A 13,877-nucleotide genomic window follows, 5' to 3' on the forward strand; every position below is an offset into this window, starting at 1 on the left:
GATGCAGCCCACGGAAATGCGGCGCAGCACTGCCGTCGACGGATTCCGGCTGGCCTATGACGATCACCGTCCGGACGGATCTCCCGAGATCGCCGCCGCCGTGCTCCTGCACGGGTGGCCGGGGGACCGGCGCGACTTCCGTGAGGTGGTGCCGCTGCTGGCGGGCCGGTGCCGGGTCGTCGTTCCCGATCTGCGCGGCTTCGGCGAGTCCGAGATGCCGCAGGGCACCTCCCCTGCCGACTACGCGGCGGTCGCGCAGGCGCGCAGCGTCCTGGGTCTGATCGAGGAGTTGCAGCTGGGGCCCGCCGTCATCGCCGGCTACGACGTCGGCTCGCGAATCGCGCAGGGCGCCGCGCGGGCACGCCCCGATCTCGTACGGGCGCTCGTCGTCTCGCCGCCACTGCCGGGCGCGGGTGACCGGGTGCTCTCGCCCGACGCACAGCGCGAGTTCTGGTACCAGGCGTTCCACCGCCTCGAGCTCGCCGAGCAACTGTTGGACGGGAACCGGGCGGCAGTGCGTTCGTACCTGGAGCATCTCTGGACGCACTGGTCCGGGCCGGACTACGTGCCCGCCCCCGCCGAGCTGGACCGGCTGGCCGACGTCTACGCACGTCCGGGCGCCTTCGTCGCCTCGATCAACTGGTACCGCTCCGGGTCGGGAACCGTGGCGATGTCACTCGCCGAGCGTCCACCCGCGCCGTCCGAGCGCATCGCGGTGCCCACGACCGTGCTGTGGCAGGAGCATGACCCGCTCTTCCCGCGCGCGTGGTCCGACCGGCTCGACGACTACTTCGCCGACGTGCAGGTGCGGTCGCTCGACGGCGTCGGGCACTTCACACCGTTGGAGGCGCCGGGCGAGTTCGCCGACGCGGTCCTGGAACGGATCTGACGCAGGAGCGTGGCACCGGCTGACGCCGCCCGTGCTGGGGCGGCCATCAGCGCGATCGTGCCCGACGCGCTTCCTGCCCGGCGACGGTCAGGGTCGGTCGCCGACGCCGACATGGCGTTCCAGGGCGGTGAGCCTCTCGGCGAGCGGCGCGAGCTCGCGGCGCACGGCTGCGGCGACGAGCCCTTCGGCGGCCGCGGGGGTCGCCACGGTCTGGGCACGGAGGTGGACGTAGCCCGCGAGGGCCGCGACGACCGCGCGCCGGAGCGTCTTGTGTTCCGCTCCCTGCGCGCGCAGCGCCCGTCCGGCGATCCCCTCGGTCTCCGCCGCCAGCCCGAGGAGGAGGTGCTCGCATCCGATGTAGTTGTGGTCGAGGGAGATCGCCTCCGTGACGGCCGCCTGCAATGCGGAAGAGGCCGGGGCGCTGAACCGCCGGACGCCGTCGGCGGCATCGCCCGACAGCGGTTCGGGCGTGGATCGCGAGCCGAGGGAGCGCGTGAGCTGGTCGACGTCCACGTCGGCGGCGCGCAGTACGTGGAGGGCCAGATTGGTGCCCTCGGACAGGATCCCGCCCAGGATGTGCCCGGTGTCGAGGGCGGGCGCAGCGTCGGCCTGGACCTGCTCGATCGCGAGCGTGAGTGCCTGGCGCGTTCGTGGCGTGAGCGCGGTCAGCCGGTCGAGCGCGGCCTCGGGGGCCAGCTCGCCGGCAACGGCCGCACGCACGTCGGCAACGCGGCGGACCGCCTCCTCCAGCGATCGCTGGCAGATCGCGGAGACGGGGATCCCCGCCTCCTTCACGGCATCGGCCAGGTCGTCGGGCAGGTACACGTTGATCTTGGGCATTGTCGGCCACCTCCGCCCGAGACTATACCCCCAATTTATGACCCCAAGAAGGGGGTATAGTCGCGCGACGGCGAAGCCGGTCTAGGGAGCCTGGTCGGGGCTTCTGCCGAGGATGAGGTCGGCCGCCTTCTCGCCGATCATGATCGACGGTGCATTGGTGTTCCCGGACGGCACGGCCGGCATCACCGACGCGTCCGCGACCCGCAGGTTCTGCAGCCCGTGCACGCGCAGATCCGGGTCGACGACCGAGAGCGAATCCTGGCCCATCCGGCACGTGCCGCACTGATGGTGATAGGTGGAGACGGTGCGACGCACGAACTCGCGCAGGTCGTCGCGGGTCTTCGCGTCGGGGCCCGGCGCCACCTCCGTCTTGAGCCAGTCCTTGAACGCGTCGGCGCGGCCGATCTCCCGGCAGATCTCCAGTGCGTCGACCATCCGCTCCAGGTCGTGCGGCTCGCCGAACATGTTGGGGTCCACCAGCGCCGGGCTGTCCGGGTCGGCGGAGGCCAGTCGGAGCGTGCCGCGGGACAGCGGCCGGACCATGCCGGGCGCGATCGTGTATCCGTGTTCGGGCACCGGATATCCGTCCGCCGGGTAGGCGAGGTGGAGGAACAGTGGCTGCAGATCGGGTGCGACGAGCCGTGGGTCGCTCTTCCACAGCAGGCTGCTCTCCATGCTGCTGTACCGCCCCGCCGGCATGGGCTGCTTCGACTCGTAGAGGTTCGAGGCGAGGGTGTGGTCGTGCAGGTTCTCCCCGACGCCGGGCAGATCGTGTCTGACCTCGACACCGACCTCGCGCAAATGGTCCGCCGGCCCGACTCCGGACAGCATCAGCACTTTCGGTGATCCCATCACGCCGGCGCTGAGCACCACCTCGCCGGATGCGTAGGCCTGACGCATCGCACCGTCGACGCTGTATTCGAGGCCGACGGCGCGCGTGTCGTCGAACAGCACCCGATGCGCCCGGGCGTTCGCTGTCACTTGCAGTGAGGGCATCGCGCGCACCGGTTCCACGAATGACACCCACGCGCTCGCCCGCTTCCCGTCGCGGATGGTGAAGTGGTGATACCCGACGCCCAGCGGTTGCTCGCCGTTGAAGTCGTCGGTGAGTGGGAACCCGAGTGACGTTCCGGCCTCGACGAACGCCGTGGACGTCGGGTGTGGGTCGGCGACCCGGCTGACGTGCAGCGGGCCTCCGCTGTGGTGCCACGGTCCCGGCCCGTCCTCGTGGTCCTCCGACCGGAGGAAGTACGGAAGAACCGAATCCCAGTCCCATCCGGTAGCGCCTTCATAAGCCCACGTGTCGTAGTCGCTGCGGACACCGCGGATGTAGATCATGCCGTTGAGGGAACTGGATCCGCCGACGATCCGGCCCCGGGGAAAATGCAACGAACGGTCGTTGATGTGCGTCTGCGGCGTGGTCGTCACCGCCCAGTCGAACTCGCTGTGGAAAAGAGCGGGCCAGCTGGCCGGATTGGTCACCAACGGGCTCTGGACGTCCGGCCCGGCTTCGATGACGTGGACCGAGTGGCCGTGGTCGAGCAGTCTCCGGACGATCACGCTTCCCGATGAGCCTGCGCCCACCACGACGTAATCATGCTCGGCGCGTGCAATGACCATCGTGCTCCTTGTCTCCCGCGACCGTTCCGGTCGTCGGCGGATCACCCCCGCGCCTTGCGGCATGGTTGTGCAGGGAGGTGTCGCTGATGGCGGATCGACCGAATTATGAACTAAACGACTAGTTTAGTTTAGCTGCCGCGAGATGGAGCTTGTGAAAGAGCTGGGGCGGAGGTCGTCGCGTGGCTGGTCGGGAGCGTCGAACGGCTATCGCGTTGTGATACCGACCGGGTCGATGCCCTGCACCGTGTGGGACAGAGCCGCCTTGACGCTCCGCGTGGTCTCGTCGGTGAGAACCTCGGGCTGGTCGTGGAGGATCGCCTGCATCGTCTGCTCGGCCACCGACTCCGCCGAGATCTTGGGTGCGTCGATGTGGGACACGAGCTCGGTGTCGACATACCCGGCGTGCACTCCCACTACGAGCGTTCCCTGCTCCCGCAGTCCCGTGCGCAGCGCGTTCGTGAGTGCCCACTCGGCGGACTTCGACGCCGTGTATCCCAGCGTCTCGACGCGGGCGCGCCACGACGCGACGGACAGCATGTTCACCAGTGCGCCGCCCCCGTTGCGGGCGAGCACGGGTGCGAAGGCTCGGGCGAGGGACCAGGTGCCCAGGTAGTTCACTTCCATCTCTCGCCGAGCCCCGTCCAGCGCGCCCTCGAACAGTCCGGTCCCGCTCGCGGTCCCGGCGTTGTTGATCACGATGAGGGCGTCGCCCACGCGCTCGGCGGCCGCTGCCACCTGGTCGGGATCGGTGATGTCCAGGGCGAGCGGAACGAGTCGTGGATCCGCGACGGTGGAGGGGTCGCGGACGCCTGCATAGACGGTCGCTGCACCGTGGTCCAGCAAAGCCTGTGCGAACGCCAGGCCGATCCCGCGGTTGGCTCCGGTCACCAGCGCTGTTGCACCTTCGATACGCATCTGACGCTCCACTTCTCCCGATCGGTGTCGGCCTTCTGAGTACTGCTTTTAAACTCAGACGACATGCCAGGCCTTCCCGGCCGGCGTGACTGTGACGAGAACGACGGAGGACGCCCGGCCCTTAGGGTCGTCGGCCATGTACTCGACGCAGGTCTCCCGCCACGTGAAGGCGCCTCGATCAGCTGTCTATCGGGCACTCCTGGATGCCGACGCGATCGCGAGATGGCGTGTCCCGGCCGGGATGAGCAGTCAGGTCCACGAGTTCGATGCCCGTGAAGGTGGCACCTTCCGTGTGTCGCTCACCTACGACGTGCCGAGCGGGACCGGCAAGTCGGACTCGAACACCGACACCTATCACGGGCACTTCGCCAGGCTCGTGCCGGACGAGCAGGTGGTCGAGGTGTTCGAGTTCGAGGCGGTGGATCCCGCACTCGGCGGGACCATGACGATGACGACCAGCCTCCGCGACGTCGACGGCGGCACGGAGGTCCTCATCGTGCACGAGGGGATTCCGGACAGCGTGCCTGCCGCCGACAACGAGACGGGAACGCGGATGGCGCTGGACAACCTCGCGGCGCTCGTCGAGGAGAGGGAGGCGATGCCACGAGGGCGTTGAGTTACCCCGGCGAGTTCCCCCGGCCCTGACGCGCCGACGGCTCAGCCAGGGAAGACCACGACCTGCCACGGCGGATCGGCCAGCGTCACCGTCCGGGCCCGGTCCGCATCCTGCATGGCGCCGGGGGTTGCGAGCGATCCCGCCAACCATCGCGCCGACGTCGACAGCACCACGCGGTGCTCGGGATTGACCACCACGACGTCGACAGCGAGATCACACAGCTCCCTCAGCACCAGCGTCTCGAAGCGCGCCACCGGGATGTCCGCACCCGCGACGCCGACGAACTCCCCGTCGGCGACGACGGGCACGGTGAGCGTCAGCAGGTACCGGTCCGTGCCGTGCACGTCGACGTACGGGCCGACGACGTGCCGGTGGCCGGTCCGGCGCGGCACGACGAACCACTCCGCCGCGGCGTAGTCGTAGAAGCCGACGCTGTGGGGGTTGAGGTCGACCTCGAGCTGTCTCGGGTCGCCCCGCTCCGGCTCGCACTGCCACCACTCCAGGCGCAGCGGCTGATCGGCGAGGAAGCCCGGCGCGACGATCACACCCAATCCGACCGCGATCTCACGCTTTTCGTGGAGCAGGTCCACCAGCGTCTCGCGCATCGCGGTGACGTCGCAGTCGGCCATCGGCTCGCCGCGCTGCCGCGCCGTGCGGTGAGCGTCGAGCACGCTGTCCCGTACCGTCGCCACGGAATGGAAGACACGCTCGACGACGGTGCCGATCAACGCCGCCGCCTGCCGGGCCGCGGCGTCGTCCACGCGGTCGGACGTGCTCACCTGATGCTCACTCATCACCCTGCCCCTGCCGCTGCGGGAGGAAAGTGCGAACCGTGCCAGGTGCTGCGGTGCTGTCCTCGGCGGGTCAGGCGGAGGTGTACGTCGATCAGGTGCCCGGTGACCTCGCCGATGTGGTCCTCGGTGATCCGCCGGGCGCGGTCGCCGTCGCGCGCCTCGATCGCGTCGACGACCTGCCGGTGGTTCGCCACCGTCGACGCCAGTTCGGGGGCCGAGCGCGGGGTGCCCCACAGCAGCTGGCCCAGCTCGGCCTGCAACTCGATCTCCTTGCGCGCGAGCCGGACGGACTGGGCGGCGGCTGCCGTGTCGATGTAGTAGCGGCTCTCGATCCGGCGCTGCTGGATGCCTTCCGGGGAGGCCGCCATCCGGTCGAGGATCTCGCGCAGGCGGGCGATCTCGCTCGCGGTGGCCCGCTGGGCGCACAGCCGCGCCGCGGTGCCCGCCACCGCCGCGTGGACGTCGCCGAGCTCGCGCAGGTCGGTGCTGCCGATCTCGTGCAGCCGGCCGAGCGACAGCTCGGTGAGAGCTGCCTCCGAAGCGCGCACGAAGCTGCCCCCGCCTCGTCCGCGTCGTGTCGACACCAGGCCACGGGCCCGCAGCTCGGACAGTGCGTCGCGCAGGGTGACGGTGGAGACGTTCAGCATGGCGGCCAGCTGGGTCTCGGACGGCAGCTGTTCGCCGTCGACAATGATGCCGAGCGCGATCGCGCTCCCCAGCCGGCGGACCACCGCCTCGCTGCGTCCCGAGCCGTCGTCGAGTGGTGCGAACACCGCTTGTCGCGCATCGCCGGAGAGCAGCCGCATCAGCGCACCTCCCGCACATTTCGTCTCGCGGTGGAGTCTGGCACGAGAGCGGGCGCGGGTCGGGGGCGGTGTGTGGCTTGACCGTTGAAATGTGATCTCATAGGTTTCGCGTGCTCGTGTCCTACCTCACATCCAGGAGACCTCGTGACTCCGATCGACCCCGACGCGCATCTCGCTGGTGACGCGCTCACGCGGCCGTTCACTCCCGGGATGGCGTCCAACGATCCCGGTCTGGCCGGGTACCCCGAGTCGGTCGCCGCTCCCGTCGACATCGAGATCGTCGATCGTGAGACCCGTGAGTTCGTCGAGGAGTGGCGTAACGCCTCGTACAACTGTTATTCGTCGGGCCACAAGTTCTGCCGTGAGGTCTGCCCGGTGATGCAGGTGACGCGCAACGAGTCCTGGACGCCGACGGCGTTTCACGCGAACGTCGTGGCGATGGAGCGCGGTGAGCTCGAGGTGGCCGACGTCGCCGCGGATTACGTCAACTGCACCCAGTGCGGTGCCTGCGAGCTGCGGTGCCCGAACACGCTGTTCACCGGCGACTTCTACCGGTTCCGGACGCGCACGGTGGATGTGGTGAAGGCGGTGCGCGCCCTGGCCGTGGACAAAGGGGTCCACCAGCCGGGGTGGCGCACCTGGAACGCGCGCACCGACGAGCGGACCCACGAGCCGGTGCTGGGGGACGTCGAGGTCAGCCAGGACGCCGTGCGTGACTGGGCCGAGGGCCTGGAGCTGCCCATCGGTGGTGAGACGGTGCTGTTCGTCGACTGCGAGGCCGCGTTCTACCGCACGTCGGTGCCGCGGGCGGTGGCGCAGATCCTGCAGCGGGCCGGGTATGAGTTCGGGTTGATGGGCGAGCAGTGGTGCTGCGGAGGCCCGGCCGCGGAGATGGGTTACGTGGAGCAGGCGCAGCGGTTCGCCCGGCACAACCTGGACAACTGGCGGTCCACGGGCACGCGGCGGGTGCTGGTGCTGGATCCGCATGACTACATCTCTTTCACCGAGGACTATCCGCGGTATTTCGGCGAGGAGTTCGATATCGAGGTCGTGCTGGTGGTGGAGTTGCTCGCCGAGCTGTTGCGCGACGGGCGGATCACGCCGTCGGTGCCGGTGGAGCGCACGATCACCTATCACGATCCGTGTCGGCTCAACAAGCGTAAGGGGGTCTGGCGGGAGCCGCGGGAGATCCTGCGTGCGATCCCGGGGTTGACCTTCACCGATGTGGACCGGGTGACGCAGTGGTCGTTCTGCTCCGGCGGGGGTGGGGGCCTGCCGGTGGAGAAGCCGGAGTTGGCGGCGGCGATCAGTGACAGGAGGCTGGACGCCGCCGCCACTCTGGGAGTCGACACGCTGGTGAGTGCCTGCCCGTGGTCGGAGCGGCCGCTCGCGGCGGCCGGGGACGCGCGTGACATCGATGTCGTGGACATCCACGAGCTGCTCGCCGAATCGCTGGGGATCACCGTCGGCGGCAGCCGCGGCGAGGTCGGTGACCGGCGCGGTGGCTGCTCCGGAGGCGGCTGTGGTGGCGGCGGGTGCGGGGGTGCGTCGTGAGTGTCACGACCGAGCGGTTGTCCGCCGAGCAGGTCGAGCGGGTCGTGCAGCGGCTGCGGACCGTGCTGGGTGAGGAGCAGATCCTCACCTCGAAGACCGACCGCTACAACCGGGCTCGGGTGCCGGCGCCGTTCCCGGTGCACCGGTGGGCCGAGCGGGTGCCGGATCTGGCGGTCCTGCCGACGTCCACCGAGGAGGTGGCGGCGGTGGTGCGGATCGCCAACGAACTGCGGGTGCCGGTCGTGCCGCGGGATGGGGGCACCGGGTTGACCGACGGGGCGGTCCCCCTGCGGGGCGGCATCGTGGTGGATGTCAAGCGAATGAACGAGGTCCACGAGCTGGATCTGGACAACCGCACGGTGACCGTCGGGGTCGGGATCAACATGCTCAAGCTCAACGAGCAACTGGCCGCGCACGGGCTGATCTATCCCGACAACCCGGCCTCGTATCCGTGTTCGCTGGTGGGTGGGCGGATCGGGACCTCGGGGTGGTCGCTGATCGGTGCCCGTTACGGGCACACCCGTGACCTGGTGCTGTCCTTCGATCACGTCCTGCCGACCGGGCAGGTCATCCACGTCGGCGACGGGATCGGCGGCAAGATCTCCAAGTCCTCCAGTGGGTATCAGCTCAAGCATCTGTTCATGGGGCATCAGGGCACGCTGGGCATCGCCACCCGGGCCACGTTGAAGCTCTACCCGAAACCCGAGGCGGAGCTCTCGCCGTTCTGGGCGTTCGACAACTACGACGACGCCTACCGCTGCGTGGGGGCACTGGCCCGGGCGGGCGTCGCGACGTTCGCCGGGGCGGTGTTGTTCGACGAGTGGAAGGTGGCTTACCTGCGCCGGGATGACGAGGCCTACATCCCCCAGCCCGCCGACGTGCGCGCGCTGGTGTGCGCGGTGATGTACGGCTACGAGGACGAGGTCCGCCCGGCGGGGCGGCGGCTGTTCCGGATCGCGAAACAGCACGGGGCCCGCTACCTGGGCGACGAGATCTCGCAAGGCGACTGGGCAGCGCGGCACGACCGTTACGCCACCCCGCTGCACGGGCGCACCAAGGCCGGGCAGGTGGTGCCCATGAGCTGGCACTGCGAGGACGCCGCCATCAGCTACACCAAGATCCCGGCCGTCACGAAGGCCTGGCACGAGATCGTCGCCGATCTCCGGCGCCGCAGCGACGTGTTCGACGACTGGGGGATGTTCGCCTACACCTCCGCCGACACCGGTGTGGACTACCTGACGGAGATCGACATCGGGATCTGGGAACAGCACCTGGGTGATCAGGCCTGGGACATGTGGGTGAACGCCAAACGCGACATCGCCGCGGCCGCGTTGCGCCACGGCGGCTCGATCAGCGCCTGCCACGGCTCGTGCCGCGAGGGCGAAGTCGATCTCGTGCCCCAGGAACTCGGCGGCGGGTTCGAGGTGATGTTGCAGCTCAAACAGGCTCTGGACCCCAACAACATCATGAACCCGGGCAAGTACCACCTCGACCTCGCCTACGCACCCGACGCTGCCGCGGCACTGGCCACACTCCGGGGAGGGTCAGGATGAATGGGACGAACGGGTACCGCTACGGTGAGCAACACACCCCACCCGCACCGTACCGAGTGAGTGATGTCGCGCTTACCACGTTCGAGCACGTGTTCGAGGTCGACCCTCGACTCATGCAGCGGTGGGTGCTGCAGCAAACCTTCCCGAACTGGGACACGCTGCGGATCATGAATGCACGCCACGACCACCTCGACTGGATGCACCGGCACTTCGCAGACAAGGTCCTCTCCGGATCCGAACTGCTCGCGGAGGTCGACGGCGAGGACGGCTCCCCTGATTCCTGACACACCCCCCACCAGGAGTTCATCGTGAAGTTCAGCTACGCCATGCTGCCCGACTACCCGCTGACCGAGTCGATCGAGTCGATCAAGCTCGCGGACGAGCTCGGCTTCCACGCCGTGTACGCGGCGGACGAGACGTGGCACAAGGACCTGTGGCTGCTGTTCGCGGCTGCCGCCGACAAGACGAGCAACATCCGCATGGGCCCGAGCGTCTCGCCGGTCGTGCTGCGCGAGCCGAGCCTGATCGCGCAGGCCGCGGCCACCCTCGACGAGCTCACCGGCGGCCGTGCCGAGGTGGTGCTGTCCTCGGGCAACTTCGGGCTGCTCGCCCAGTACGGCATGGACTGGAGCACGCAGAAGCCGCTGTCGCGGACGAAGGAGGGCGTGCAGGTTGTCCGCACGCTGCTCGACGACGGCGCGATCACCTTCGACGGTGAGTTCTTCAGCTACAAGGGCCTGTTCAGCTTCGCCCGCCCGGTGCAGGAGCGGCTGCCCGTCAAGATGGGCGCGATGCGTGGCCCGAAGTCGTTCCAGGCGGCGGCGGAGCTGTCCGACGGCTGCCACCACGCGCTCAGCTACACCAAGGGCGCGTACGAGTACATGTACGAGAACATGAAGATCGGTGCCGACCGCGCCGGGAAGAACGTCGACGACCTGGACATCGGCGCCTGGGTCGTGTTCGCGACGGGCGAGGACTCCGCGATCGCCAAGGACGCGGCCCGCTCGATGGTCGGCCTGTACGCCTCGGCCATGCCCGACGAGCAGCTCGAGCGCAACGGCGTGTCGCCCGCTTCGATGAAGCCGATCATCGACGCGCTGGGAGCGGGTGACCTCGCCGGTTCCATCGACGCGACCACCCCGGAGATCGGCGAGACGCTCTCGATCGCCGGCACGCCCGAGGAGTGCGTGGCCAAGCTCAAGGAGATCGAGGCCGCGGGGGTCAACCACATGATCCTCGCGATCACCGACGCAACCCTGGTGAAGACGTTCATGGGCCGGGAGATCGAGGGGGTCGCGGACGTGAACGCCCAGCTGCGGCTCATTCACGACCGGATCATGCCCGAGTTCGCCTGAGCGAACCGCTACACAGCACGATGGGCGGCGTCCTACGAGAAGGACGCCGCCCATCGGCGTTCCGGCGCAGTGCCGTCGCGGCGCGACCGGGGGAGCGATCACTCACCGATCGACCTGTACCGGTGGTTCTGCGGCCTACTTGGTTCCGGCGGGATCCATCGGTCCCGGCGGGGGTGGCTCGGCCAGGCTCCCGCCACCGCCGCCGCCGCCACCACCGGGGTCGACGGCGATGATGACCGGCGCGGCGGGCACCACCCGGGTGCCGGGCGCCGGGGCCTGAGCGGTGACGGTGCCGGTGATGGGCAACGGAGTGTCGGGGTCGGGCGCGACGGCGACAACTCTCGCCGTGAAGGCGAGCTGGTGGGCGTCACTGACCTCCAGCCCGACGAGCGCCGGCACCAGAACCTTCTCCTGCTTCCTCACGGCTCCCCCCAGCAGGTCGTATCGGGCGCGCGCTCGCATGGCGCCGCGAGCGCTCAGCTGGTCTACCCGCTCGGGGCTGATCGAACACGCCCGGCAACAAGCTTCTGACGGCCCGTCGGACAGCATCCGAATTCTGGCGCGCGAGGGCCTGACTGTCGGCGTGGCCCGTCGGGGCGTCCCGCGCCCGGGTCGTTCGTCCCATAGGTTTCGGATGGCGCGACGTCGTCCACGGATGACCGGAGCGGGCCGTGGAACCGGATGGGGGCATGTGGTGACGGTGCTGGAGCTGACCGGGCGGCCGAGGACGCGCGACGGCATCTCGAGTCGCTGGACGCAGGTGGACGACCTGCGGATGCATGTCAGGGTGACGACGGCCGCTCCGGACGGTGCGCCGGATGTGGTGCTGCTCCACGGGTTGGGCGTGTCGAGTCGTTACATGCTCCCGCTGGCCCGAGAGCTTGCGCCGCATTTCCGTACGTCGGTCCCGGATCTTCCGGGGTTCGGCCACAGCGATCATCCGTCTGCGGCGCTGGACGTGCCTGGGCTCGCTGGTGCCCTGCTGGCCTGGATCGACGCCGCCGGGCTCACCACGCCTGCGCTGGTCGCCGACTCGGTGGGCTGTCAGGTGGCCGTTGCAGCGATGCGACGCTCGCCGGAAGCGTTCGGGCGGGCGGTGCTGATCAGCCCCACCGTCGACCGGCGCGGCCGCAACCCCGTGGCCCAGGTGGGCCGGCTGTTGCGCACCGGCCTGCACGAGAATCCCGCGCTCGCCGTCGTCCTGGGGAGGGACTACCTGGCGTGCGGTGCCCGACGGGCCCTGGCCACGGCATGGCACGCGCTCGCCCACCCGATCGAGGACGATCTGCCGGAAATCGAGGTCCCCGTGCTGGTGGTGCGGGGCGGCGCCGACGCGGTCGTGCCGCAACGGTGGGCCGAGGAGGTGGCCGAGACGCTGCCGGACGGGCGGCTCGCCGTGCTGCCCGGACAGAGCCACAGCCTCAGTCACTCCGCTGCGGGGCCGCTCGCCGCGGCGATCGGGCCGTTCCTCGGCGGGCCGCCGCCTGGTCCTGACGCGCCCACCATCCGGCAGGCGGCCGACAGCATCGCCTCGTTCGACTCCGCCACGGTCGTCCTGCGCGCGGCGGCCACCGCCCTGCACGGCAACGACCTGCCTGCGCTCGGCGCCGTGCCGCGGCCACTCGCCCCGCTGCTCGAACGGGTGATCCCGCTGGCCGACGCGCTGCCTGCCCCGGTGCGGGAGCAGGTGCACCGGCTCGGCCGCGGCAGCGCGGCCGTGCCGCCCGCTGAGCTGCACGCCGTCAGCGCCGAGGCGGTGGCGCGATGGATGGTGGCGCAGTACCCGCGGCGGTCCTTCCCCGTGGCGATCGTCGGCTCGACGAGCGGCGCCGTGGCGCACCTGGCCGCCGCGCTCGGCGCGCCCTTCCTCCCGCAGACCTTCCTGCTCCCCGTCGCGCGGCCGGACGTGGATCCGGGCGATCCGCGCGGTGTCATGACCGCCGGCATCGGCCCGGCCGAGCTGTTGCTCGACGCCAACCCCGAGGTGGCGCTGCACCACACGCACGATCCGGCCCAGGATCGGCTGTCGCACGCGCGCATGACGTACTTCCGTCTCAAGCGGCGCCGCCTCGGCGCCGCGTTCACCGGGTTCCTCACGGAGACGCTGCCGCCGGGCGCCACGTTGTTCGTCGCCGACTGCCGGCTGAGGTGGCCGGTCACCCGGCTCGGTGATCAGCACGTCTTCCAGTTCGGGGCGTCCCGCGGCACGTCATCTGAGGAGTTCCGCAGCGAGAGCGAGTGCCGGGGGTGGGACGTGCCGCCGGCCGACGAGGACGCCCCGGAAGCCGAGTGGGGGTTCGATGCGGCGCTCGGCGACGATCTGGCCGCCCTCGCAGCCGCACGGGGATGGCGGTTGCGCCGCGTGGTCTTCGACGAGCCCGCGGCGCTGAGCCCGCTGGTCGCCGACCTCTACCGCTGGTGGTACCTCCGTCGGGGGCGCCCGGCGCAGCGACTCCTGGTCGAGTCGTTCATGCGGCTCGACCCGCACCTCGCACTGGCGACGGGTTCGGTGCCCTTCTGGTCGCAGTTCCCCGTGGAGCGCTCGGCCGACGCGCTTGAGCACTACCTCGACCACACCGAACCCTTCGACGAGATCCTCATGACGCTGTTCCCTCCCGGGACGGAGGACGTCGCAGTGGCCCCGGCGAAACGGTGGCGGGATCTGATGGGCCGCGCCCGCCGTCGCAGTGCGTTCCTCGGCATCGATCCGGCCGCCTTCCCCCGGGACACCAGCGGCTTGGGGCGCTTCCACCGCGAGCTGTCCGCCTTGCCGCGGGTCGACCCGCCGGCGCCCCTCACCCTGTCCGAGCTGGACGTCTTCCTCGGCGAGCGCTCCTCGTCGGACGGGCCGCCGATCCACTGGGAGTGATTCGCTCACGACCGGGGGACCTCGCTGTTGCCGGGGACGGACGCGGGTACCCCTGTCCGTGCCGCA

Annotated in this window: 13 protein-coding genes; 7 read left to right on the top strand and 6 right to left on the bottom strand. The window is 70.0% G+C overall.

Going from position 1 to position 13,877, the window contains the following annotated elements; translation table 11 throughout:
- Position 1 precedes the first annotated feature (1 nt).
- The gene (locus MMF94_RS29965; protein ID WP_241040655.1) at positions 2-889 is read left to right on the top strand and encodes an alpha/beta fold hydrolase; all 888 of its coding nucleotides are present in this window, start codon (positions 2-4) and stop codon (positions 887-889) included.
- An 87-nt stretch (positions 890-976) separates the two neighbouring features.
- Here the strand turns inward: MMF94_RS29965 and MMF94_RS29970 are convergent, their stop codons facing one another.
- The 3 genes from MMF94_RS29970 to MMF94_RS29980 all read right to left on the bottom strand — a co-directional run bounded on the left by MMF94_RS29970 (position 977) and on the right by MMF94_RS29980 (position 4,264).
- Positions 977-1,729 (bottom strand): Clp protease N-terminal domain-containing protein, encoded by a 753-nt coding sequence (locus MMF94_RS29970; RefSeq protein WP_241040657.1) that lies wholly within the window; start codon positions 1,727-1,729, stop codon positions 977-979.
- 81 nt (positions 1,730-1,810) lie between these two features.
- On the bottom strand, positions 1,811-3,349 hold the full coding sequence (locus MMF94_RS29975) for a GMC family oxidoreductase (RefSeq protein WP_241040658.1): 1,539 nt from the start codon (positions 3,347-3,349) through the stop codon (positions 1,811-1,813).
- A gap of 204 nt (positions 3,350-3,553) precedes the next feature.
- On the bottom strand, positions 3,554-4,264 hold the full coding sequence (locus MMF94_RS29980; protein ID WP_241040659.1) for an SDR family oxidoreductase: 711 nt from the start codon (positions 4,262-4,264) through the stop codon (positions 3,554-3,556).
- A 136-nt stretch (positions 4,265-4,400) separates the two neighbouring features.
- On the opposite strand from MMF94_RS29980, the gene MMF94_RS29985 reads away from it, so the two are divergent.
- Positions 4,401-4,880 carry an SRPBCC family protein gene (locus MMF94_RS29985; RefSeq protein ID WP_241040661.1) on the top strand — a complete coding sequence of 160 codons (480 nt, stop codon included), beginning with the start codon at positions 4,401-4,403 and terminating at the stop codon, positions 4,878-4,880.
- Positions 4,881-4,921: 41 nt separating this feature from the next.
- Here the strand turns inward: MMF94_RS29985 and MMF94_RS29990 are convergent, their stop codons facing one another.
- Entirely contained in the window at positions 4,922-5,659 is a 738-nt protein-coding gene (locus MMF94_RS29990) for a PDC sensor domain-containing protein (RefSeq protein ID WP_241040662.1), read from the bottom strand.
- A gap of 14 nt (positions 5,660-5,673) precedes the next feature.
- Positions 5,674-6,480 (bottom strand): FadR/GntR family transcriptional regulator, encoded by an 807-nt coding sequence (locus MMF94_RS29995; RefSeq protein ID WP_241040663.1) that lies wholly within the window; start codon positions 6,478-6,480, stop codon positions 5,674-5,676.
- A gap of 144 nt (positions 6,481-6,624) precedes the next feature.
- Here MMF94_RS29995 and MMF94_RS30000 point away from each other — a divergent pair, with 144 nt between their 5' ends.
- From MMF94_RS30000 to MMF94_RS30015, 4 genes are read left to right on the top strand one after another with little or no spacing between them, the layout of a single operon-like run.
- Positions 6,625-8,034 carry a (Fe-S)-binding protein gene (locus MMF94_RS30000; protein ID WP_241040664.1) on the top strand — a complete coding sequence of 470 codons (1,410 nt, stop codon included), beginning with the start codon at positions 6,625-6,627 and terminating at the stop codon, positions 8,032-8,034.
- The gene (locus MMF94_RS30005) at positions 8,031-9,587 is read left to right on the top strand and encodes an FAD-binding oxidoreductase (RefSeq protein ID WP_241040666.1); all 1,557 of its coding nucleotides are present in this window, start codon (positions 8,031-8,033) and stop codon (positions 9,585-9,587) included. The genes MMF94_RS30000 and MMF94_RS30005 overlap by 4 nt, the downstream gene beginning before the upstream one ends.
- Positions 9,588-9,643: 56 nt before the next feature.
- Positions 9,644-9,871 (top strand): hypothetical protein, encoded by a 228-nt coding sequence (locus MMF94_RS30010; protein WP_241040667.1) that lies wholly within the window; start codon positions 9,644-9,646, stop codon positions 9,869-9,871.
- 24 nt (positions 9,872-9,895) lie between these two features.
- On the top strand, positions 9,896-10,942 hold the full coding sequence (locus MMF94_RS30015; protein ID WP_241040669.1) for an LLM class flavin-dependent oxidoreductase: 1,047 nt from the start codon (positions 9,896-9,898) through the stop codon (positions 10,940-10,942).
- Positions 10,943-11,077: 135 nt separating this feature from the next.
- Here MMF94_RS30015 and MMF94_RS30020 read toward each other — a convergent pair whose 3' ends face one another.
- Positions 11,078-11,365: a PASTA domain-containing protein gene (locus MMF94_RS30020; protein WP_241040670.1), complete on the bottom strand. Its 288-nt coding sequence runs from the start codon at positions 11,363-11,365 to the stop codon at positions 11,078-11,080.
- A 232-nt stretch (positions 11,366-11,597) separates the two neighbouring features.
- Here MMF94_RS30020 and MMF94_RS30025 point away from each other — a divergent pair, with 232 nt between their 5' ends.
- Positions 11,598-13,811, top strand: a complete 2,214-nt coding sequence (locus tag MMF94_RS30025) for an alpha/beta fold hydrolase (RefSeq protein ID WP_241040672.1) — start codon at positions 11,598-11,600, stop codon at positions 13,809-13,811.
- The last annotated feature ends 66 nt before the right edge of the window (positions 13,812-13,877 follow it).

Origin of the sequence: Pseudonocardia alaniniphila, from assembly GCF_022524485.1 — a bacterium.
Lineage (GTDB): Bacteria > Actinomycetota > Actinomycetes > Mycobacteriales > Pseudonocardiaceae > Pseudonocardia > Pseudonocardia alaniniphila.

Bases quoted from the DNA above. Each gene is read 5' to 3' on its own strand.
- MMF94_RS29965 (WP_241040655.1), top strand. From the start codon at position 2: ATGCAGCCCACGGAAATGCGGCGCAGCACTGCCGTCGACGGATTCCGG.
- MMF94_RS29985 (WP_241040661.1), top strand. From the start codon at position 4,401: ATGTACTCGACGCAGGTCTCCCGCCACGTGAAGGCGCCTCGATCAGCT.
- MMF94_RS29970 (WP_241040657.1), bottom strand. From the start codon at position 1,729: ATGCCCAAGATCAACGTGTACCTGCCCGACGACCTGGCCGATGCCGTG.
- MMF94_RS29995 (WP_241040663.1), bottom strand. From the start codon at position 6,480: ATGCGGCTGCTCTCCGGCGATGCGCGACAAGCGGTGTTCGCACCACTC.
- MMF94_RS30025 (WP_241040672.1), top strand. From the start codon at position 11,598: ATGACCGGAGCGGGCCGTGGAACCGGATGGGGGCATGTGGTGACGGTG.
- MMF94_RS29980 (WP_241040659.1), bottom strand. From the start codon at position 4,264: ATGCGTATCGAAGGTGCAACAGCGCTGGTGACCGGAGCCAACCGCGGG.
- MMF94_RS29975 (WP_241040658.1), bottom strand. From the start codon at position 3,349: ATGGTCATTGCACGCGCCGAGCATGATTACGTCGTGGTGGGCGCAGGC.